The sequence below is a fragment of the Rhizobacter sp. P5_A1 genome, assembly GCF_056400745.1.
The window spans coordinates 34,018-55,527 of record NZ_JBFUKR010000030.1; the positions used below are offsets into that span (position 1 = coordinate 34,018).

A 21,510-nucleotide genomic window follows, 5' to 3' on the forward strand; every position below is an offset into this window, starting at 1 on the left:
GTGTACGTGGCGCGCAGCGGTTCTATTCCGCCGGCCAGATCGCGGCTTCGCTGAAGCCGAGGGCGCGGAAATCGTCGACGCGCAGCGGCGCATCGTTGGCGCAGAAGAAGTCGTCGAGCTGCGGCGGCGCGACCGGCGTGCCCGACAGCATCGCGTGCGCCTGCCCGCGGTGGTGCACCTGGTGCTGGAACAGGTGCGCGAGCAACCGCGGCAGCGGTTCGCGCACCGGGCCGCCGGCGCGTTGCACGACGACCTCGCCGCGCAGCGCGGCCGCGTCGAGCGCCTCGCACTGCGCGAGCAGCCGGCGGTCGCTCGCACGCTGCGCGGCCTGCAACTCGGCGGCGCTCGCACAGGGCTCGACCGGGTCGAAGAACGCGCGCGCCGCGGGGTTCGGCGGCAGGCCGGCAAGGCTGCGCTCGATCGCGTCGATGTAGAACCAGTCGACCGTCAGGTTGTGGTTCAACGTCGCCTTGATCGACGGGAAGAAGCTGGTGCGCGGCGCCTCGAAGTCGGCCTGGCTCAGCCGCGCGCAGGCACCGAGCAGCCGGTGATTGGCCCAGGCGTTGTTGAAGGCCTGGGTCAGCAGATGGCGGGCAAGCGGGTCCACGCGCAAAGTGTAGGCGCGGCGCCGGCCGCGGGCCAGGCGACGAATCCCGGACAATGCGGCCCATGAATCCCCCGCTTCGCGCCGTGGCGCCCAGCTTCTCGGCGCGCGACTTTCGCGCCGCACTCGGCATGTTCGCGACCGGCGTGACGATCGTCACCGCGCGCAACGCCGAAGGCCTGCCGGTCGGGCTGACGGCGAACTCGTTCAACTCGGTCTCGCTGAGCCCGCCGCTGGTGCTGTGGAGCCTGGCGCGCAGCGCCGGCTCGATGCCGGACTTCGAGCGCGGCTCGCACTACGCGATCAACATCCTCGCGGCCGATCAGCGCGCGCTGGCCGAGCGCTTCGCGAGCAAGACGGTCGTCGATCGCTTCAGCGGCGTCGCGTTCCGCGAAGGCGCGGGCGGCGCGCCGATCCTCGAAGGCTCGGCCGCGGTGTTCGAGTGCTTCAACCGCAGCCGCTACGAAGAAGGCGACCACGTGATCTTCGTCGGCGAGGTCGAGCGCTGCGGCCGCCGCACCGGCGCGCAGCCGCTGATCTTTCACGGCGGGCGCTACTTCACGGAGTTGCCGCTGTAGCCGGCAGCCGACACCCTCGCGCCGAGCAAGGCGACGGCGCGCGACCCTCTTCACGATCCGCTGCCGATCGCACGAGCCGGCCCCGCGCGCTTGCGCGTCGCGCCTCTAGACTGGCCCGATGTCTGAATCAACACAGCAGCGCAGTTCGCCGCGGCGTCGCGCCTTGACGGCGGCGATGCTGGCGACATTGCTCGCCGGCCCCGCGGCCTGCACGACCGCCGCGTCGTCGAAGCTGGCCGCGCGGGTCGAGCCAGTGCGCCGCGTGTGGGTCGTCGTCTCGCTGGGTTCGTTCGCCACGCTCGGCCCGGTAGAGAACGCGGCCCGGCGTCCGGGCGGGGACGTCAGCGCGGCGATGCGCGCGAACCTTCCCGACACCTTCAACCGGAACGGCGTGCCCGTCTCCGGGTACCTCGAGCTGGCACACCCGTTGGCCAACACGGCCGCGCTCGGCGCGCTGTGGGCGGCGAACCGGGCGGCCCTTCCGGCCACCTCGCACGTCCTGGTACTCACCGCGCAGCGCCTCCACAACGTGGGAGCGGGCCGCATCGAGTACGAGGCGGTCCTCTGGGACACCGCCAGCGAAACCCTGGCATGGAAAGCGGCGCCGTCGTATCAGACCAGCCGGTCGCGCCCTCGCGCCGCGGAGGCCGACGTACTCGCCGGCGATCTGCTGAGAGCCCTTCAACGGGACGAACTCGCCACCTTGCCCCAGGGCCATCCCGTCGATGCCAACGGCGTGGAAATTCCTCGCGAGTGGGTCGCGATGCGCCTGTATTGAAACTTGACCCGCACATCTCCGTCCGGACAGCCGATGCAACCAAAGCCCCTTCCTTGCCCGACCCGCCGCGCCGTCACGCTGGCCGCCTTGACCGGCCTGCTCGCGACACCCTGGAGTTGCCTCGCGGCAGACGCACCGCCCGTCGCGCAGAGCGCGACAGCCGTTGCGGGCAAGCCCAGGACGATCCATCTGGTCCTGATCAACGAGGAGCTTCGAACACCCGGCCTCACGACGCCGGAGCGCGATGAAACCCTGGTCGAGTACAAGTACCACGACATCGCGCGCTACTTCAAGGAGCGCGCCCCGCTGGTCTTCGAGGCCAACGGGGTCGCCGGCGATGCGACGGTCGTGGAGTCCCCGGCGCCGGACGCGCCGCTGGTTCTCGACTTCCCCGTCGACGACCCGGTCATCACGCTGGCGCCCATGCGCTTCACCAAGCAGAGGAAGCTCCTGCAAGTCTGGGCGGTGGTCAATTTCGTCGTCGCGCCGTTCGAGCGACAGCCAGCCAGCCCACCGACGGGCAAGGTCGTCAAGCATGAGCTCGTGATCCGCCTGGGGCCCGACCCGATGCTCGGCATCCTGCGCATCAACCGCATGGACGCGTCGCTCGTCGACTGGATGCTGACCCAGACGCTGGACATCGCGGCGTCCCAGGGCTTGCTGACCTTGCCGCAGGCGAAGGCCGTCAAGCCGAAGGCTTAGCTCGGCAGATCGGCCCGCGTTCAAGCCGAGGCGCGCTTCGCCGCGAACGCCACGAACCACGCGACGCAACCCGCATTCGCCATCGCGTCGAGCTTGAACACCTGATCGGCGGGCGTGCCCATCAGCAGCTTCTTGACCGGCAGCTCCATCTTCTTGCCCGACAGCGTGCGCGGCACCGCGTCGACCTGGAAGATGTCGTTCGGCACGTGGCGCGCCGACAGTGCGGTCTTGATGCTGTCCTTGAGCCGCTTCGTCAGCGCGGCATCGAGCGTCAGCCCTTCGCGCAGCACGACGAACAGCGGCATGTAGCTCTCGCGGCCGAGGTATTCGAGGTCGACGACCAGGCTGTCGAGCACTTCGGGCAGCGCCTCGACCGCGCGGTACAGCTCGGCGGTGCCCATGCGGATGCCGTGCCGGTTGATCGTCGCGTCGCTGCGGCCGTAGATGATCGCGCCGCCGCGCGGCGTGATCTTGATCCAGTCGCCGTGGCGCCAGACGCCCGGGTACATGTCGAAGTAGCTGCTCAAGTAGCGCGCGTTGCCGGGGTCGTTCCAGAAGTACAGCGGCATCGACGGCATCGGTTTGACGCAGACGAGTTCGCCGACCTCGTCGACCAGGGGCTGGCCCGCTTCGTTCCAGGCCTCGACCGCGGCGCCCAGGCAGCGGCACTGCATCTCGCCGGCGACCACCGGCAAGGTCGGCAGCCCGGCGACGAAGGCGCCGGCGAAATCGGTGCCGCCGGAGATCGGCGTGAGCCAGATCTCGCGGCCGTCGACCTTCGCCATCTGCGCCCAGATCCATTCGTAGGCGTCGATCGCCAGCGGCGAGCCGGTCGAGCCGATCGCGCGCAAGCGGCTCAGGTCGGCGACCTTCGCGGGCTCGATGCCGGCCTTCAGGCAGTTCGCGTAGAAGGCCGCGCCGGCGCCGAAGAAGGTCGCGCCGGCATCGGCGGCGAAGCGCCACAAAGTCGTCAGATCGGGCGCCTTGATCGAACCGCCCGGGTTGCCGTCGAAGATGCAGATCGTCGTGCCGCCGAGCAGCGCGCCGAGCTGCGAGTTCCACATGATCCAGCCGGTCGTGCTGTACCAGTGATAGCGGTCGCCGGTCAACGCGCTCGGGCCGACATCGTTGTGCAGCGCGCCGGCCTTCAGCGCCTCGACGATCACGCCGCCGTGGCCATGCACGATGGCCTTCGGCAGCCCGGTCGTGCCACTCGAATAGACGACCCACAGCGGGTGGTCGAACGGCAGCCATGCCGGCTCGAAGCGCGCGTCGGCGCTCGAGGTCAGCGCGGCGAAATCGTGCAGCGCGCGCTGCGGCGACGCGAGGCTCGCGGCATCGGCAGCCTCGTTCTGGTACTTCAGCAGCACCACGTCGCGCACGCCGGGCAACTCGTCGAGCAGGCCGCGCAACACCGGCATGCGGTCGTGCGCGACGCCGCCGTAGGTGTAGCCGTCGCACGCGATCAGCAGCTTCGGCTCGATCTGGCGGAAGCGATCGAGCACCGCGACCGGGCCCATGTCGGGCGAGCACACCGACCAGACCGCGCCGAGGCTCGCGCAGGCGAGGAACGCGACCGCGGTCTGCGGGATGTTCGGCAGGAACGCGACGACCCGATCGCCGCGCTGCACGCCGAGCGAGCGCAGCGCGGCCGCGAGCGAGGCGACCTGGCGGCGCAGCTCGGGCCACGCGATCTGCTGCATCTCGCCGCGCGTTCGCATCGTCTCGTTCTGGAACAGAAGCGCCGGATGCCCCGCCGCATGCGCCGCTTCGGCGTGCGAGAACAGGTGCTGCGCGTAGTTGACCTGTGCGCCGGGGAACCAGCGCGCGCCGGGCATGGTCTCGTCGGCGAGCACGGTCTCGTACGGCGTCGGCGACTGCACGCCGAAGTAGTCCCAGATCGAGCCCCAGAACGCGCGCAGGTCGGTGACCGACCAGCGCCACAGCGCGTCGTAGCCTTCGACACTGCCGGCGTCGAAGCGCAGCCCGCGTTCGCGCGCGAGCCAGTCGGTGTAACGGGTGATCTGGTGAGTCATGCGCCCATTGTGCGAGGCCGCGTCCGCCCGTCAACGCAGGAACTACCGATGCGGATCAGCGGCTCGGGCGCTCGCGCATCGCGGCGTCGACCTCGACGTACTGCCACGACTCGTCGCGGAACGGCGCCTGGCGCCAGCCGGTGACCCACGGATGGTTCAGGTCGGTGTAGACGCGGTGCACGTGGATGCGGTACGGCATGTAGGCCAGCACGAGCTTGCTCGCGTCGATGAACAGCGCGGCGCGCTCGGGGCCGTCGGGCAGCTGCAGCATGCGCTCGTAGATCGCGTCGAAGGCCGGCAGGCGGAAGCGCGCGAAGTTCGAGCGGCCGATCGCGCGGCCGTACATGTACGAGAACGCGCGTTGCGCATCGGGCGTCGGCGCGGTCGAGGCCAGGCTCCACATCTGCAGCGTGCCGGCGCGCGCGGCCTTCAGGTTCTCGGGCCACTGCGCGACGCGAAAGCGCATGCGCAGGCCGACCGCCGCGAGGCTCTTCTGCCAGTTCTCGTCGAACTGGCGCTCGATCTGCGAGCCTTGTGTGGCCATCTGCAGCAGCAGCGGTTGGCCGTCGGGCTGCTCGCGCCAGCCGTCGCCGTCGCGGTCGAGATAGCCGTAGGTGTCGAGCAGCGCCTTCGCGCGCGCCGGGTCGAAGCCGCTGTTGTCGCTGCGGTAGGCGGGATCGTGGCCGTAGGTGCCGGGCGCCATCGCCGCCTGCGCGACGACGGCGCCGCCGCGGCGCACGATCCGCACTTCGTGTTCGATGTCGTAGGCGAGCTCGATCGCACGGCGCAGCGCGACGCGCTCGGCCGTGTAGCCGCCGACGACCGGGTCGTCCATGTTGAACCAGCTCATCGTGAAGTCGGGATTCACGTAGCGCCGCGCGACGAAGCCGCGCTTCGCGAGGTTCGGCGCGAGCACGCCGTTCGGCATCGCGTGCTGCGTGAACGAGCCCGGCACACGCGCGCAGTCGACCTGGCCGCTGAGCAGCGCGAGCCAGCGCGACTGCTCTTCTTCGAGCACGGCGATCTCGACGCCGTCGTTCAGCGGCAGGCGCCGGCCCTTGAAGCGCGCGAGCCAGGCCTGGCCCTGCGCGTCGTCGGCATTCGGCTCGGCCTCGTAGCGCATCTCGCGAAAGCCCGGGTTGCGTTCGAGCTCGATGCGCGAGCCGCGCCGCCACGACTTCAACCGGTACGGGCCGGTGCCGACCGGGTGCGCCATGATCGCGTCGCCATGGAACTCGACGACCTCGCGCGCGACCGCGCCGAAGTTGCTCGAATTGCACAGGATCGTGAGCAGCCGCGGCCGCGGCGCCTGCAGGCGGATCTGCAGCGTGTGGCGGTCGAGCGCACGCAGGCCCTCGACCGGCGCGTCGTAGTCGAACGCGCTGCGCGCTGCGAGCGCGGCCGCCCGCAGCTCGCTCAGGCCGACGATGCCTTCATCCTCGATCGTCGACAGGCCCGGGCTCTTCGTCGCTGGATCGAAATAGCGCTTGAACGCGTAGACGTAGTCCTGCGCGACCAGCTCGCGCCGCACACCGCGGAACGCCGGGTCGTCGGCGAAGAAGATGCCGGGCCGCAGCCGGATCGTCCAGACGCGAAAGTCGGCCGAGACCTCGGGCAGCGCCGCCGCGGTGAGCGGCCGCGGCTTCACCGGCAGCGCGAGCGGGTCGTAGTGGTAGGGCGCTTCGAAGATGTGCGCAGCGACGCGCAGCGAATAGATGTCGCTGACCTGCGCCGGGTCGAAGCCGGTCTCCGGGCTCTCGAACGCCACGCGCAGAATGTTGCCGCCTGCCGCATCGGCCGCGCGCGACGCCGTCGGCAGCGCCAGCGCGCCGACCACCGACCCCAGCGCGGCGGCAGACCAGCGGCGGCGGTCGATCATCGGGGCGACGTGCGTCAGCGCTTGACGGCGCGCGCGTCATCGATGTCGACGTACTGCCACCAGTCCTGCCAGAACACCGGGCGACGGTAGCCGACGAGCTGCGGCTGGGTCATGTCGATCGAAACCCGGTTCAGCGTGAACTTGTAGGGCATGTAGGCCACGGCGATGCGCTCGGCTTCGCGGAAGGTCGCGATGCGCTCGGGGCCGTCGGGCAGCGTCTGCAGCCGCTCGTACAAGGTGTCGAGCGCCGGCAGGCGCACCCGCGACATGTTCTGACCGCCGATCTGGTGGCTGTCGAAACGCGCAAACGAACCCGAGGCATCCGGCGCCGCGGCCGAGCCGCCGAGCGACCACACCTGGTACTTGCCGGCACGCGCCGCCTTCAGGTTCTCGGGCCATTGCGCGATCACCGACTGCACGCGGATGCCCAGCGTCTTCATGTTCTTCGTCAGCACCTCGGCGATCTTGCGATCACGCTGCTGCGACTGGGTCGACACGCGCAGCAGCAGCGGCGAGCCGTCGGGCATCTCGCGAAAGCCGTCGCCATCGCGGTCGACGAACTTGTACAGGTCGAGCAAGGCACGGGCACGCGCCGGGTCGTAGTCGCTGAATTCGGTCTTCAGCTTCGGGTCGAAGGCACTGGTGTGCGGCAGCGTCGGCCCCTGGGCGGGCGTGCCCAGGCCGTTGTAGGCGTAGGCGATCAGCTTGTTCACGTCGAGGCCCAGACCGATCGCGCGTCGCAGCGCGACACGCTCCGGTGCGTAGCCGCCGATGGTCGGGTCTTCCATGTTGAACAGGAAGTAGTTGCCGGCGGCCTCGACGACCGGATAGCCTTGAATCCCGCGCTTCGCGAGGTTCGGCGCGACCTTGCCGTTCGGCATCGCCTGGGGCGCGAACTGGTAGCCGACGCGGTACGCGACGTCGGACTCGCCGTTCACGAACGAGAGCCAGCGCGGCTGCTCCTCTTCGATGATCGAGATCTCGACCCGGTCGACCATCGGCAGGCGCCGGCCCTTGAAGCGCGCGAGCAATGCCTGGCCCTCGGCGTCGTCGGCGGCGGGTTCGGCGTCGTAGAAGCGCTCCCGGTAGTCGGGGTTGCGTTCAAAGGCGATGCGGGAGCTGCGCCGCCACTCGACGAGCTTGAACGGCCCGGTGCCCACCGGATGCCCATCGATCTTGTCGCCGTAGTGCTCGACGACCTCGCGCGCGACCGCACCGAACAGGTCACCGGTCGCGAGAGACTCGATGAAGCGCGGCCGCGGGTCGCGCACCTTGAAGCGCAGCGTGTAGCGATCGAGCGCGCGAATGCCTTCGATCTCCTGGTCGTAGTCGAACGGCTTCTTCTGGTCGAGCGCGGCCTTGCGCAGTTCGTTGAGGCCCTCGAAGTGCTCCTGTTCGAGCCCGCCCCAGGGCGGGCTCTTGTTGGCCGGATCGGCAAAGCGCTTGAACGCGTAAACGTAATCCTGCGCAACGAGTTCGCGCTTCTTGCCCTTGAACGCGGGATCGTCGGCGAAGTAGATGCCGGGCCGGACCTTGACGGTCCAGACGCGGAAGTCGGTCGACGACTGCGGCATGCCATCGGCCGTCAGCGGCTTGATCCGGATCGGCCGCGCGAGATGGTCGTAGGTGTACAGACCCTCGAAGATGTGCGGCGTCAGCGTGCGCGAGTACAGGTCGTTGATCTTCGCCGGGTCGAGGCTGGTCTCGGCGACCTCGAATGCATAGCGCAGCACCTTTTGCGCAGCGGCGGACGGCGCGGTCTGCGCGCCGGCGAGCCCGGCGGCGAGGCCGGCGGCGAGCAGCAGGAATTTCAGGGTCTTCATGGGATGGCGCACTACCGCGTCGGAATGAGGGTGACATGGCTGACGACGATCTTCCATGTGCCGCCAGTCCGGATCAAAGTGTCGGTGAAGCGCACGTCGAGCGCGAACGGCTTGCCGCCCGACAGCCCCTTCAGCGACGTGATGCCCTGCACGACCGCCGCGTCGCCATACACGCGCGCCGTCATGTCGTGGTTGCGGAAGACCTCGTACGTCGGCTCGCCGGCGCGCACCTCGGCGAATGCCTGCGCGCGGGGCTGGATCTGCGCATCGGTGCCGACGAGCGTGAAGTCCGGCGCGAGCAAGCGCTCGAGCGCGGGCAAATCCTGCAACCGGAACGCGTCGCATGCGGCCTGCGTGACCGCCATGACCTCGGCTTCCGGCGTTGCTGCCGCGCGTGCCGCGGCGGCCAGAACGAGCGAGCCCGCGGCGGCGGCGGTCGCGACGCGGGTCAGGAACTTGGCTTTCATGCGTGCTCTCTCGAGTCCTTGGGTCAGCGCGCCGGGCGCAGCGTGTCGTCGATGTCGACGTACTGCCACCAGTCGTTCCAGAACACCGGGTGGCGGTAGCCGATCAGCTGCGGGTAGCTCATGTCGGTCGACAGGCGGTTGAGCTTGAACTTGTAGGGCATGTAGGCGACCGCGAGGTTCTCGGCCTCCCGGAACAGGGCCTCGCGCTCGGGACCGTCGGGCAGCTGCTGCAGGCGATCGTAGAGCGCATCGAACGCCGGCATCCTGAAGCGCGCCATGTTCTGCCCGCCGATCTGGCGGCTGTCGTAGCGGGCGAGCGCGCCGATCGCGTCGGGGGCGTCGGCCGACGAGCCGACCGACCACATCGGCAGCTTGCCGGCACGTGCGGCCTTCAGGTTCTCGGGCCACTGCGCGACGGTAGAGACGCTGCGGATGCCCAGCGCGGTCATGTTGCGGTCCATCACCTCGGCGATCTTGCGCGAGCGCTGGTCGGACTGGGTCGAGATCCGCAGCACCAGCGGCGAGCCGTCGGGCATGTCGCGCCAGCCGTCGCCGTCGCGATCGAGGTAGCCGTACAGGTCGAGCAAGGCCTTCGCGCGGGCCGGGTCGTAGGTGCCGAACTCGCTCCGGTACTTCGGGTCGTAGCCGGTCGTGAACGGCAGCAGCGGCGTCTGCGAGATCACGCCCTGGCCGCTGTAGGCGTAGACGATCTCGGTGGCGGTGTCCATGCCGAGGCCGATCGCACGGCGCAACGCCACCTTGTCGGCGCTGTAGCCGCCGACCGTCGGGTCTTCCATGTTGAAAAGCAGCGAGTTGCTCGCCGGCTCGATGACCTGGTAGCCGCGGATGCCCCGCTTGGCCAGGTTGGGCGCGACCTTGCCGTTTGGCATCGCCTGCGAGACGAACTGGAAGCCGAGCCGGTACTCGAGATCCGCCTCGCCGTTGACGAACGACAGCCAGCGCGGCTGGTCTTCCTCGATGATCGAGATCTCGACCCGGTCGACCATCGGCAGGCGCCGGCCCTTGAAGCGCGCGAGCAGCGCCTGGCCCTCGGCGTCGTCGGGCGCGGGCTCGGCGTCGTAGCGCATCTCGCGGAAGTCGGGGTTGCGCTCGAACGCCAGGAACGAGCTGCGCCGCCACTGCACGAGCTTGAACGGCCCGGTGCCCACCGGATGCGCCTCCGCCTGATCGCCATAGAACTCGACCACCTCGCGCGCGACAGCGCCGAAGAGCTCGCCCGACGCGAGGCCCTCGTGAAAGCGCGGGCGCGGCTCGGTGAGCGTGAAGCGCAGCGTATAGCGATCGAGCGCGCGCACGCCTTCGATCTCGCGGTCGTAGTCGAAGGGATGCTTCCTGTCGAGCGCGGCCTGGCGCAATTCGGCCAGGCCCACCAGGCCTTCGGCTTCGAGCTCGGACCAGACCGGGCTCTTGTTCGCCGGGTCGGCGAAGCGCTTGAACGAGTAGGCGTAATCCTGCGCGACGAGCTCGCGCTTCCTGCCCTTGAAGGCCGGGTCGTCGGCGAAGTAGATGCCCGGCTTGAGCTTGATGGTCCAGACGCGGAAGTCGGCCGAGACCTGCGGCATGGCGTCGGCGGTCAGCGGCTTGATCTTGATCGGCCGCGCGAGGTGGTCGTAGTGGTAGAGCCCTTCGAAGATGTGTGGCGTCAGCGTGCGCGAGTACAGGTCGTTGATCTTGACCGGATCGATGCTGGTCTCGGCGACCTCGAAGGCATAGCGAAGCGTCTTCTTCGGTTCTTCGGCCTGCGCGCCAGCGGCCAGCAGCGCAGCGAGCAGCACCGCGCCGAGGCACGCCAGCGAATGACGAACGGCGCTCTTCACTTCGAGCGCCGCGCCTTCTCGGCGGGGTCGATGTCGAGATAGCGCCAGAAGTCGGAGACGAACAGGTTGCGGTGGTAGCCGACGATCCAGGGCTGGGCCAGGTCGGTCCAGATGCGGTGCACGTGCGCCTTGTACGGCATGTAGGCGACCAGGATCTCCTTCATCCGGGTGATCGCCTGCATGCGCTCGGGCCCGTCGGGCAGGCTGCGCTGGAGCTGGAACAGCCGGTTGTATTCGGGCAGGTCGAAGCGCGCGTGGTTCGCCTGGCCCTTCTCGGCGCCGTCGCCGAGCACCAGGAACTCCTCGCCGTCGGGTCCGCCGGTCCAGGCGACGCCCCACATCATCAGCTTGCCGGCGCGCGAGGCCTTCAGGTTCTCGGGCCATTGCGCGGTCTTGAAGACCATGCGGACGCCGATCGCGTCCATGTTCTTCTGCCACTGCGTCGTCAGCTGGCGGTCCAGGTCGTTCGGCTGGGTCGCGTACTCGATCACCAGCGGCGTGCCATCGGGCTGGTCGCGCCAGCCGTCGCCGTTCTTGTCGACGTAGCCGTACAGGTCGAGCAGCGCCTTCGCCCGGGCGCGGTCGAACTCGCCCATCTCGCTCTTGAACGCCGGGTCGTAGCCCCACAAACCCGGCGGGACGATCGACTGCGCAACGATCGCCTGGCCCCGACGCGCCTCGAAGATCTCGCGCTTCACGTCGACCGCGAGCGCAATCGCGCGGCGCAATGCGACCTTCTCCGGCGTGTAGCCGCCGACGACCGGGTTCTCCATCGCGAAGTACGACATCGATGCGTCGTTGCGCTGGTAGCGCAGCTGGTAGACGCCCTGCTTCGCGAGGTTCGGCGCGACCTGGCTGTTCGGGATCGCGATGTCGGTGAAGTCCTCCGGCACCTGCCAGATGATGTCCATCTCGCGATTCACGAACGAGAGCCAGCGCGGCTGCGGCTGCTCGATGATGCTGATCTCGACCCGGTCGATCATCGGCAGCTTGCGGCCCTTCAGCTTCGCGGCAGCGGCCTGTGCGAGCGGGTCGGCGGCAGGCGCGTCCTCGTTGTAGAACTCGTCGCGGTAGTTCGGGTTCCTCTCGAAGGCGATCAGCGAACTGCGCCGCCAGTCGGCGAGCCGGTACGGCCCGGTGCCGACCGGGTGCTCCATGATCTTGTCGCCGTACGCCTCGACGACCTCGCGCGCGACCGCGCCGACGCGGGCCGGATCGCTGAGCGCGTCGGTGAAGCGCGGGTTCGGCCGCGCGAGCTTGAACCGGAGCGTGTAGCGGTCGAGCGCGCGCAGGCCCTCGATCGGCGCGTCGTAGTCGAACGGCTTCTTGTCCCGGATCGCGACCTGGCGCAGCTCGTCCAGGCCGAGGATCTTGTTGTTCTCCATCGTCTGGTAGGTCGGGCTCTTCCAGCGCGGGTCGAACAGGCGCTTGATCGAGTAGACATAGTCGGCGGCGACGAGCTCGCGCTTCTTGCCGCCGAACGCCGGGTCGTCGCTGAAGTAGATGCCGGGGCGCACCCGAATCGTGAAGGTCTTGAAGTCGGCCGACGCCTCGGGCAGCGCAGTGGCGGTGCTCGGCCGCAGGCGCACCGGGCGGGCGAGGAATTCGTATTCGTACAGCGCATCGAACATGTTCGACGCCATCACGCTCGAATACAGGTCGGTGAGTTGCGCCGGGTCGAAGCCGGTCTCGGCGGCGCGCATCGCATAGTGCAGCACCTTGATCGGCTCAGCGCCGTGCGAGGCGACGGCGGCGACCGACAGCGCAGCGCCGCAGACGGCCGCGCGAAAGACAGACAACATGAACAGCGTTCCTTGTGGGATCACGACGAATCGGCTCGCCGCCGACCGATCGACCGACGCGAAGGCGCGAGTCTAGAGGCTGCGGGCAGCGTTCGACCCCGGTGCAAGCACTATGGTTCGCCGCCGTTCCGGCGAGCCGCCAAGGGCACGCGAATTGCGTGCCCGTTGCACGGCGCAAGGGCAAATGCGGGGCAGAGCCGCTCCCGCGAGGCCCTAGACTCGCGCTCGTTTGCACCACGGTGCCGCGGCCCGCCACGAGCGCGCTGCGGCCCGGGCGGTGCCCCGATTTGACTGGAAGAGGAGTGTGTGCAGCCATGGCGGCCTACCTGATTCGACGCCTGTGGCAGATGATCCCGACCTTGTTCGGCGTCGTGCTGCTGGTGTTCCTGTTGTTCAAGGCCTTCGGCGGCGACCCCGCCGAGATCCTCGGTGGCCTGAATGCCACCCAGGCGCAGGTCGACGCGATCCGCACGCAGCTCGGCCTGAACGAACCGCTGTGGACGCAGTTCGGCATCTTCCTGAAGCAGATCGTGACCTTCGACTGGGGCAAGAGCTGGGCGACCAACGAGGCCGTCAGCCACCTGTTCGCGACCCGCCTGCCGGCGACGCTGACGGTGATGGTGCCGATCCTGATCCTCGACACCTTGCTCGCGATCCCGTTCGCGATGGGCGTGGCCTATGTGCGCGGCTCGCTGACCGACCGCGCGATCATGGTGCTGACGACCGTCGCGCTGTCGATCTCGTTCCTGGTCTACGTGATCGTCGGCCAGTACGTGTTCGCGTTCCAGCTCGGGCTGTTCCCGGTGCAGGGCTGGAGCGACAGCGTCTGGACCAACCTGCGCGTCTACGCGCCGCTGCCGGTGATGCTCGCGGTCGCGGTGTCCCTCGCGCCGACGACGCGGCTGTACCGCACCTTCTTCCTCGACGAGATCGGCCACGACTACGTGCGCACCGCGCGCGCGAAGGGCCTGACCGAGCCGGTGATCCTGCTCAGGCACGTGCTGCGCAACGCGCTGATCCCGATCCTGACGAACGTCGCGGTCGCGCTGCCGGGCATCTTCGTCGGCTCGTTCCTGATCGAGGTGTTCTTCTCGATCCCCGGCCTGGGCCGCGAGATCCTGCTCGCGGTGAACCGCAGCGACTATCCGGTGATCCAGGCCTTCGCGATCTACATCGCGGTGATCACGATGGTCGTCAACCTCGCGACCGACATCCTCTACAAGCTGGTCGATCCGCGGGTGGTGCTGAAATGACGGCCGTGCTGGTGAGCCCGCAACTCACGCCGAGCGCGGCCCGCGCGCGCGGCGTCTGGAACGCGGCGGCGCTGCGCTTTCGCACCGACCACGTCGGCATGACCTCGCTGGTGATCGTCGTGCTGTTCCTGCTGCTCGTGCTCGCGTCAGGTGTCGGGCTGGTCGCATCCGACTGGCAGATCGAGCGCGGCGTGCCCGACGCGCCGCCGACCTTCGCCGGGCCCGCGGCCAAGACCGAGAGCGTCGCGGTGGCGACGCCGACCGGTCCGAACGTCGACATCTCGGCGGTCGACCCGCTCGCGCCGCGCTACAAGGAATGGGCCGAGGCGGCGAAGAAGTACCAGACCACCGAGTCGATCAAGGCGCAGACGCTGCCGTTCGGCGGCGACCGCCTCGGCCGCGACGTGCTCGCGAAGGCGATCAAGGGCGCACAGGTCTCGATCCTGGTCGGCGTCTCGGCCGCGGTGCTCGCGACGCTGATCGGCACATTCCTCGGCGCCGTCGCCGGCTTCTTCGGCGGCAGGCTCGGCGACCTGCTCGAGTGGGTCTACAACGTCTTCACCGCGGTGCCGGGCATCCTGCTGATCTTCGCGTTCGCGGCGGTGTTCGGGCGCGGCATCGGCTCGGTCGTGCTGATCCTCGGCCTCGCGGGCTGGACCGGGATCTACCGGCTGGTGCGCGCCGAGTTCATCAAGCACGCGGTGCGAGACTACGTGCGCTCGGCCGAGGCGATCGGCGCGAGCACGAGCTCGCGCATGTTCCGCCACATCCTGCCGAACGTCAGCCACGTCGTGCTGGTGCAGCTGTCGATCCACGTCGTCGGCTTCATCAAGTCGGAGGTGATCCTGTCGTACCTGGGCCTGGGCGTCGGCGTCGACCAGGTCTCGTGGGGCACGATGCTGTCGGAGGCGCAGAGCGAGCTGATCCTCGGCCACTGGTGGCAGCTCGCCGCCGCGACGATCTTCATGGCGGTGTTCGTCACCGCGTTCTCGTTGATGACCGACGCGCTGCGCGATGCGCTCGATCCCAAGCTGCGGGGCCTCGAATGATGAAGCCCCCACGTTCACTTCGTTCACTGCCCCCCGAGGGGGCACAGGCCTCCCTTGGGGCGGCCCGGCGGAAGGCCTAATGAGCACGCTTCTCTCCATCCAGGACCTGCGGGTCGCGTTCCGCCTCGGCAAGGTCGACGGCGTGATGCAGCGCTTCGAGGCGGTAGGCCGTGGCAACAGCGGCGTCAGCTTCGACGTGCCCGAGAACACCACGATCGCGCTGGTCGGCGAGTCGGGCTCGGGCAAGAGCGTCACCGCGATGTCGATCCTGAACCTGCTGCCCGACAACGCCGAGCGCAGCGGCGCGATCACGTTCCAGGGCCGCGACATGCTCGCCACGCCGATGAGCGAGTTGCAGAAGCTGCGCGGCCGCGAGATCGCCTGCGTGTTCCAGGATCCGATGACCTCGCTGAACCCGGTGTTCACGGTCGGCCAGCAGATCTGCGAGCCGCTGATGAAGCACCTCGGCCTGACCGCGCGCGATGCGATGAAGCGCGCCGAGGCGCTGCTCGTCGAGGTCGGCATGCCCGAGCCGAAACGGCGCCTGTCGGCCTACCCGCACCAGCTCTCGGGTGGCCAGCAGCAGCGCGTGATGATCGCGATGGCGCTCGCCTGCGAGCCCAAGCTGCTGATCGCCGACGAGCCGACGACCGCCCTCGACGTGACGATCCAGCGCCAGATCATGGAGCTGCTCGCCGGGCTCAAGGCGCGGCGCCAGATGAGCATGCTGTTCATCAGCCATGACCTCGGCGTCGTCGGCGAGATCGCCGACCACGTCGTCGTGATGCGCCACGGCGCGGTGCGCGAGCAAGGCGCGGTCGCCGGCATCTTCGCCAACCCGAAAGATGCCTACACCAAGGCACTGCTCGCGTGCCGGCCGACGCTGGAGCAGCGCGCGCCGCGCCTGATGGTGATCGACGCGCACATCGCGGCGCAGGGCAACGGCGGGGTCGCCGCGCACGCCGCGGCCGGCGTCGCGAAGCCGAAGGACCCGAACGCGCGCGTGATCATCGAGGCGAGCCGCCTGACGAAGAGCTTCTGGCTCCAAAGCGGCGTGTTCGGCCGCAAGGAGTTCCGCGCCGTGAAGGGCGCGACCTTCAAGCTGCGCCAGGGCCACACGCTCGGCGTGGTCGGCGAATCCGGCTCGGGCAAGACGACGATGGGGCTGGCGCTGCTGCGCCTGCACGAGCCCAGCGGCGGGCCGGTCGGCGGCCGCGTCACGTTCGACGGCACCGACCTGCTGGCGCTGAGCAAGGCGGCGATGCTGCCGATGCGCAAGCGCATCCAGGTCGTGTTCCAGAACCCGTACGCGTCGCTGAACCCGCGTTTCACGGTCGGCCAGACGCTGGTCGAGCCGATGACGATCCACGCCATCGGCAAGGACAACGACGCGCGCGAAGCGCGCGCCCGCGCGCTGCTGGTCAAGGTCGGCCTCGACGAGGCGGCGATGGACAAGTACCCGCACGAGTTCTCCGGCGGCCAGCGCCAGCGCGTCGCGATCGCGCGCTGCCTGACGCTCGACCCCGAGGTGCTGGTGCTCGACGAGGCCGTCAGCGCGCTCGATGTCTCGGTCCAGGCGCAGGTGCTGAACCTGCTGAAAGACCTGCAGGACGAGCTCGGCCTCGCCTACATCTTCATCAGCCACGACCTCGCGGTCGTGCGCTTCATGGCCGACGAGGTGCTGGTGATGAAGGACGGCGAGGTCGTCGAGCAGGCCAGCGTCGAGCAGATCCTCGATGCGCCGCAGCAGGACTACACGCGGCGGCTGCTGGGCGCGATTCCGCGCGGGTACCGCGCGGCCGCCTGATGCTCGCGTGGGTACGGGGCCGCAGCATGACTTTGGCGCCCGACGAATCCGGTCGAACCTGTAACGCATCTCTTACGAGTGCGTCACATTTCGTAGGCAGTTGTTCGATTCGGCGTCAAATTTCGGTCGGCCCACCGCCACTGCGGCATCGAACGGGCATGGCACAGACGTTGCGCTGGTGTTGGCTCACAGCACCCGAGATGCCGCCTCGACGCGGCGCCGGGCCGAGCACCCACAAGGACGTCGTTGCCATGCCGCTGAATCGCACTGTGAAGTCTGTTGCCCCGCGCCGCTCGCGGCCCGCCAACCCGCGCTGCCGCGGTGGCGCCTCGTCGGTGCTGCGCCTGGCGCAACCGGTCGCGCAGCGGCTGCCGACGACGCTGGAGCTCTCCGACTGGATGAGCCACGCCGCCAGCGTGCTGATGCCGGTGACCGGCCCGCACTTCGATCTGGGCGCACGCAACAGCAGCCATCCGGGGGTTTGATGAGCACGTCACCGATGATGAAGAACACCAGCGCAAGCGGGCGCGCCGCCGCCACCTCGGTGCTGCCGCAGCGCAAGGCGCCGGTCCTGCAGGCCACGCCACAACGCCTGCCGTTCCGGGTTCTGCAGACCGCGCATGCGCCGGCGCAGCTGTCGCTGTTCCTGCGGCCGGCGTCGCGCTGAGCGCGCGACACACAGTTTTGCGGACGAAACTAACGTCCTGAGGGGAGCGGGCAGGCCGGGGCGGTGTCGAGAGCGAGCCACGGCAACTTACTGTCCCGCTTCCCTTCTTTTCTTCCGGGCGGCCGGCCTCGGCCCGTCGCCCAATGCCTTCGGGCAAGCCCTCTGAACGCTGTGCGGTGCGCCGCGCGACACTCTCGCGCAACCCATGCAGTTCAGAAGGATCCCTCCATGCATTCGATCGATCGCCGCCGCCTGCTCGCCGGCGCCGGCTCGCTGCTCGTGCCCGCGGCGCTCTGGCCAGCGATTGCCCGCGCCGACGCGAACTGGCCGACCAAGCCGGTGCGCATCGTCGTGCCGTTCGCGCCGGCCGGAACCACCGACATCCTCGCGCGCGCACTCGCGCCCGAGCTCGGCAAGGCCTTCGGCCAGACCTTCATCATCGACAACCGACCCGGCGCCGGCGGCAACCTCGGCGCCGACGCGATCGCGAAGTCGCCGCCCGACGGCTACAACCTGCTGATGGGCACCGTCGGCACGCAGGCGATCAACGCCTCGCTCTACCCGAAGATGAGCTTCGATCCGGTGCGCGACTTCGTGCCGATCGTGCTCGTCGCCGGCGTGCCGAACGTGCTGGTGATGAACCCGGCGAAGGCCGAAGCCGCCGGCATCGGCAACGTCGCCGACCTGATCCGCTATGCGAAGGCGCATCCCGGCAAGCTGAACATGGCCTCGAGCGGCAACGGCACCTCGATCCACCTGAGCGGCGAGCTGTTCAAGAGCATGACCGGGACCTACATGGTCCATTTCCCGTACCGCGGCTCGGGCCCCGCGCTGCTCGACCTGATCGGCGGCACGATGGACCTGATGTTCGACAACCTGCCGTCGGCGCTGCCGCACATCAAGTCCGGCAAGCTGAAGGCGCTGGCGGTGACGAGCGCGCAGCGCAGCACGGCGCTGCCCGACGTGCCGACGATCGCCGAGGCCGGGCCGGTGAAAGGCTTCGACGCGAGCTCGTGGTTCGGGCTGCTCGCGCCGGCCGGCACGCCGACGGACATCGTCAACCGGGTCCAGCAGGAGACCGCGAAGGCGCTGCAGACGCCGCTGCTGAAGGAGCGGCTGCAGGCGCAGGGCGCGATCCCCGGCGGCCAGCCGCCGGCCGAGTTCGCGAAGTTCATCGCCGCGGAGACGAAGAAGTGGGCACAGGTCGTGAAGGTGTCGGGCGCGAAGGTGGACTGAAGCACCCCCAGGAAATGTCTTCGACATTCCCGCCCCCAAGGGTCAAGCAAAGTGGCAGAGCCACATTTGCTCGAGAGCGGCGCGCGAGTCAGGCCGGTGGCGCGATCACCTGCAGGCTCGGAAAGTAGCTCCGGTAGCGCGCCGCGTCGCGCGTCAACAAGGGCCAGCCCGCGACCGCCGCATGCGCGCCGATGATGAAATCGGGCAAGACCTGCGCCTTGCTGCCGCCGCGCCGCCGGTACAGCGCGAAGGCCTTGCCGGCGAGAAACAGCGCCGGACGGGGCACCTGCTCGAACGCCAGTTCCATGCGCTTGACGACGGCGTCGAGCGCCTCCACGGTCGAGAACGACAAGGACAACTCCGCATAGACGATCGGGTTGATCGCCAGCGCATGGATTTGCGCCTGCGCCCGCAACTGGCGGATCGACCAGTCGGCCCACTCCGGGTCGTCCTGCAGCACGTCGACCAGGACGTTGGTGTCGACCAGCAGCAAGCTCAGTCGTCCGTGCGCAGCAGCTTCATCAGATCACGCGTCCGCCACTTGACATCGGCCTGCCCGCGCACCGCATCGAAGCGATCGCCCGGTGCCCGGCGTTTGCCGGAGGGCGGCGCGGCCGGCATCAGGACCACCTGACCCGCAGCGTCGACCGCGAAATCGACGGCCGCGCCGGGCGCCAGCCGCAGCGCATCGCGAATCCGCTTGGGGATCGTGACCTGGCCCTTGCTGGTCAGCGTGGTGGACATGGCGGCGCTCCCCCGAAGTGTTACCCGAAGGCCCTATGGTAATACATCGGCGCCGCGCCGCGATGGCTGGGCCCCGATGGTCTAATGGCGCGCCGACCGAGCACCCCGCCGACCCCCGATGTCCGATTCTCCGAACGACCGACGCGACCCCCTCGTCGCCGCGCCTCAGCAGGGGTCGCCGCAGGTGTCGAGGCTGCAGTCGGGGCCCGCCCTGCTCGCGCTGCTCGCCCTGTGGCTGCTCGCGACGCTCGGCCTGCGCGCCTTGCTGCTGCCCGACGAGGGCCGCTACGCCGAGGTCGCGCGCGCGATGTGGCATGGCGACGGGCTCGTGCCGACCTTGAACGGCCTGCCGTTCTTCCACAAGCCGCCGCTGTTCTACTGGCTCGACATCGCGGCCATGCAGCTGTTCGGCGCGCACGAGTTCGCGGGTCGCTTCGGCTCGGCAGTCGGCGCGTGGCTGATGGGCGCGGCGCTGTTCCTCGCGATGCGGCGCTGGCACGGGCCACGCACCGCGGCGATCGCGCTCGGCGTGCTCGCGACGACGCCGTTCTTCTTCATCGGCGGCCAGTACGCGAACCACGACATGCTGGTCGGCGGCCTGATCACCTGCGCGGTGCTGGCGCTGGCGCGTGCGCTCGAATCGACGACCCGCATCGAACTGCGCTGGCTCGTCGCCGGCTGGCTGCTGTGCGCGCTGGCGGTGCTCGCGAAGGGCCTGATCGGCCTCGTGCTGCCGGCGCTGGTGATCGGCCCGTGGCTGCTCGCGCAGCGGCGCTGGCGCCAGCTGCCGGGGCTGCTGCACCCGCTGGCGCTGCTCGCGTTCGCGCTGGTCGCACTGCCGTGGTTCGTCGCGATGCAGCTGCGCTACCCGGGCTTTTTCGACTACTTCGTGATGGAGCAGCATTTCCGCCGCTACGCGCAGTCGAACTTCAACAACGTGCACGGCGCGTGGTTCTTCATCGTCGTGCTGCCGCTGCTGACCTTGCCGTGGAGCGTCTGGCTGCCGGCCGCGCTGCGCCGCGCGGGGGCCGTGCCGACGCCGACGCTCGCGCTGTACGCGTGGTGGACGATCGCGATCGTCGGCTTCTTCTCGATCCCGAGCTCCAAGCTCGTCGGCTACGCGCTGCCGGCGCTCGCGCCGTGGTGCGCGCTGCTCGCGCTCGCGATCGCGGCCGGCCGCAGCGGCGCGTGGCGCTGGCTGATGGGCGCCGCGGCGCTGGCCTGCGTCGCGATCGTCGCGGTCGCGGTCTGGAAGGGCACGCCCTCGAACCGCGCGCTGGCGCTGGCGCTGGCCCATGGCATCGGCGCGACCGACACCGTCGTGATGGTCGACGAGTACGACTACGACGTGCCGTTCTACGCCCGGCTTTCGCGCCCGGTGGTCATCACCGGCGACTGGGCCGACCCGGAGATCCCGCGGCGCGACAACTGGCGCAAGGAGATCTTCGACGCCGCGCGCTTCGACCCCGCGCTGGCGCGCACGCTGCTGCGGCCCGCGAGCGATGTCGGCACGCTCGCCTGCGGCGCGAGCGCGGTGTGGTTCATCGTGCCGGTCGGCCATGGCGCGGCCGTCTCGAGCCAGCCGGGCGCGGCGCGTGCGTTCGCCGACAAGCGCAGCGAGCTCTGGCGCGTGCCGGGCCGGGCCTGCGCACGGCCATGAGCGCGATCGTGCGGCGCCACTTCGTCCGCTACGGCAGCGTTGGCGCGGTCGCCACGGCGGCGCACTACCTGACGCTGGTGCTGTGCGTCGAGCTGGCCGGCTGGCCGGCGTACCTGGCCTCGGGCTTCGGTGCGGTCGTCGGCGCGCAACTCGCGTATGCCGGCAATCGCTGGTTCACGTTCGGCCACCGCGGCGCGATGCGCGCGTCGTGGCCGCGCTTCATGCTGACGGCGCTGCTCGGCGCGTTGCTCGGGATGGCGATCGTCGGCCTCGGCGTGCGTCTGAGCATCCACTACCTGATCGCGCAGGCGGTCGCGACACTCGCGAGCCTCGTGCTGACGTTCGCGATCAACCGGGCCTGGACCTTCCGCTAGGGCCTGTTAACGCTATGGGAGGGCTCGCGTGACTCAGCAAACAGGCGCCCGCAAGGCGCAAAGCGCAGCCGTACCGCGGCTACGGCGAGCATTTGCAACGCGGCGGGCGCCTGTTTGCTGAGATCACCCGAAGGGCCGGGGTGCCGCAGGCCGCAGGGCCGCGTTGTGCGCTCGTTGTGTGCCAGAGGCACACGGCCTCGCGCACCCTTGCCC

Annotated in this window: 20 protein-coding genes; 11 read left to right on the forward strand and 9 right to left on the reverse strand. The window is 69.5% G+C overall.

Going from position 1 to position 21,510, the window contains the following annotated elements:
* Positions 1–22 precede the first annotated feature (22 nt).
* Positions 23–607: a DinB family protein gene (locus tag AC1DTW_RS23790; RefSeq protein WP_477983876.1), complete on the reverse strand. Its 585-nt coding sequence runs from the start codon at positions 605–607 to the stop codon at positions 23–25.
* A 62-nt stretch (positions 608–669) separates the two neighbouring features.
* On the opposite strand from AC1DTW_RS23790, the gene AC1DTW_RS23795 reads away from it, so the two are divergent.
* The 3 genes from AC1DTW_RS23795 (at position 670) to AC1DTW_RS23805 (ending at position 2,662) form a co-directional block, all read left to right on the forward strand.
* Entirely contained in the window at positions 670–1,182 is a 513-nt protein-coding gene (locus AC1DTW_RS23795; RefSeq protein WP_477983877.1) for a flavin reductase family protein, read from the forward strand.
* Positions 1,183–1,300: 118 nt separating this feature from the next.
* Complete coding sequence (locus AC1DTW_RS23800) at positions 1,301–1,960, forward strand: hypothetical protein (RefSeq protein WP_477983878.1); 660 nt, start codon at positions 1,301–1,303, stop codon at positions 1,958–1,960.
* Between the two features lie 87 nt (positions 1,961–2,047).
* On the forward strand, positions 2,048–2,662 hold the full coding sequence (locus tag AC1DTW_RS23805) for a hypothetical protein (protein ID WP_477983879.1): 615 nt from the start codon (positions 2,048–2,050) through the stop codon (positions 2,660–2,662).
* 20 nt (positions 2,663–2,682) lie between these two features.
* On the opposite strand, the gene AC1DTW_RS23810 is transcribed toward AC1DTW_RS23805, so the two are convergent.
* Genes AC1DTW_RS23810 through AC1DTW_RS23835 form a run of 6 tightly spaced genes read right to left on the reverse strand, consistent with a single transcriptional unit; the run spans position 2,683 to position 12,507 of the window.
* A complete protein-coding gene (locus AC1DTW_RS23810; protein ID WP_477983880.1) occupies positions 2,683–4,698 on the reverse strand; it encodes an acetoacetate--CoA ligase in 2,016 nt (671 codons plus the stop codon).
* A gap of 55 nt (positions 4,699–4,753) precedes the next feature.
* On the reverse strand, positions 4,754–6,577 hold the full coding sequence (locus AC1DTW_RS23815; RefSeq protein WP_477983881.1) for an ABC transporter substrate-binding protein: 1,824 nt from the start codon (positions 6,575–6,577) through the stop codon (positions 4,754–4,756).
* Positions 6,578–6,591: 14 nt separating this feature from the next.
* Entirely contained in the window at positions 6,592–8,400 is a 1,809-nt protein-coding gene (locus tag AC1DTW_RS23820) for an ABC transporter substrate-binding protein (RefSeq protein ID WP_477983882.1), read from the reverse strand.
* 11 nt (positions 8,401–8,411) lie between these two features.
* Entirely contained in the window at positions 8,412–8,867 is a 456-nt protein-coding gene (locus tag AC1DTW_RS23825) for a nuclear transport factor 2 family protein (RefSeq protein ID WP_477983883.1), read from the reverse strand.
* 23 nt (positions 8,868–8,890) lie between these two features.
* Positions 8,891–10,705: an ABC transporter substrate-binding protein gene (locus tag AC1DTW_RS23830; RefSeq protein WP_477983884.1), complete on the reverse strand. Its 1,815-nt coding sequence runs from the start codon at positions 10,703–10,705 to the stop codon at positions 8,891–8,893.
* A complete protein-coding gene (locus tag AC1DTW_RS23835) occupies positions 10,702–12,507 on the reverse strand; it encodes an ABC transporter substrate-binding protein (RefSeq protein WP_477983885.1) in 1,806 nt (601 codons plus the stop codon). The genes AC1DTW_RS23830 and AC1DTW_RS23835 overlap by 4 nt, the downstream gene beginning before the upstream one ends.
* Positions 12,508–12,821: 314 nt before the next feature.
* On the opposite strand from AC1DTW_RS23835, the gene AC1DTW_RS23840 reads away from it, so the two are divergent.
* From AC1DTW_RS23840 to AC1DTW_RS23865, 6 genes are all read left to right on the forward strand, one after another.
* A complete protein-coding gene (locus AC1DTW_RS23840; protein WP_477983886.1) occupies positions 12,822–13,760 on the forward strand; it encodes an ABC transporter permease in 939 nt (312 codons plus the stop codon).
* Positions 13,757–14,809, forward strand: coding sequence for an ABC transporter permease (locus tag AC1DTW_RS23845; RefSeq protein WP_477983887.1), 1,053 nt, complete (start codon positions 13,757–13,759; stop codon positions 14,807–14,809). Before AC1DTW_RS23840 ends, AC1DTW_RS23845 begins: the two co-directional genes overlap by 4 nt.
* A gap of 79 nt (positions 14,810–14,888) precedes the next feature.
* The gene (locus AC1DTW_RS23850) at positions 14,889–16,616 is read left to right on the forward strand and encodes an ABC transporter ATP-binding protein (protein ID WP_477983888.1); all 1,728 of its coding nucleotides are present in this window, start codon (positions 14,889–14,891) and stop codon (positions 16,614–16,616) included.
* A 269-nt stretch (positions 16,617–16,885) separates the two neighbouring features.
* Positions 16,886–17,101, forward strand: a complete 216-nt coding sequence (locus AC1DTW_RS23855; protein WP_477983889.1) for a hypothetical protein — start codon at positions 16,886–16,888, stop codon at positions 17,099–17,101.
* Positions 17,101–17,283 carry a hypothetical protein gene (locus AC1DTW_RS23860; protein ID WP_477983890.1) on the forward strand — a complete coding sequence of 61 codons (183 nt, stop codon included), beginning with the start codon at positions 17,101–17,103 and terminating at the stop codon, positions 17,281–17,283. The genes AC1DTW_RS23855 and AC1DTW_RS23860 overlap by 1 nt, the downstream gene beginning before the upstream one ends.
* A 228-nt stretch (positions 17,284–17,511) precedes the next feature.
* Entirely contained in the window at positions 17,512–18,519 is a 1,008-nt protein-coding gene (locus AC1DTW_RS23865) for a Bug family tripartite tricarboxylate transporter substrate binding protein (RefSeq protein WP_477983891.1), read from the forward strand.
* An 88-nt stretch (positions 18,520–18,607) separates the two neighbouring features.
* Here AC1DTW_RS23865 and AC1DTW_RS23870 read toward each other — a convergent pair whose 3' ends face one another.
* The gene (locus tag AC1DTW_RS23870) at positions 18,608–19,012 is read right to left on the reverse strand and encodes a type II toxin-antitoxin system VapC family toxin (RefSeq protein WP_477983892.1); all 405 of its coding nucleotides are present in this window, start codon (positions 19,010–19,012) and stop codon (positions 18,608–18,610) included.
* A gap of 2 nt (positions 19,013–19,014) precedes the next feature.
* Positions 19,015–19,263, reverse strand: coding sequence for an AbrB/MazE/SpoVT family DNA-binding domain-containing protein (locus AC1DTW_RS23875; protein ID WP_477983893.1), 249 nt, complete (start codon positions 19,261–19,263; stop codon positions 19,015–19,017).
* Positions 19,264–19,381: 118 nt separating this feature from the next.
* Between AC1DTW_RS23875 and AC1DTW_RS23880 the strand changes: the two genes are divergently transcribed.
* Both AC1DTW_RS23880 and AC1DTW_RS23885 read left to right on the forward strand, forming a co-directional pair.
* A complete protein-coding gene (locus AC1DTW_RS23880) occupies positions 19,382–20,923 on the forward strand; it encodes a glycosyltransferase family 39 protein (protein WP_477983894.1) in 1,542 nt (513 codons plus the stop codon).
* Entirely contained in the window at positions 20,920–21,297 is a 378-nt protein-coding gene (locus AC1DTW_RS23885) for a GtrA family protein (protein WP_477983895.1), read from the forward strand. The genes AC1DTW_RS23880 and AC1DTW_RS23885 overlap by 4 nt, the downstream gene beginning before the upstream one ends.
* The last annotated feature ends 213 nt before the right edge of the window (positions 21,298–21,510 follow it).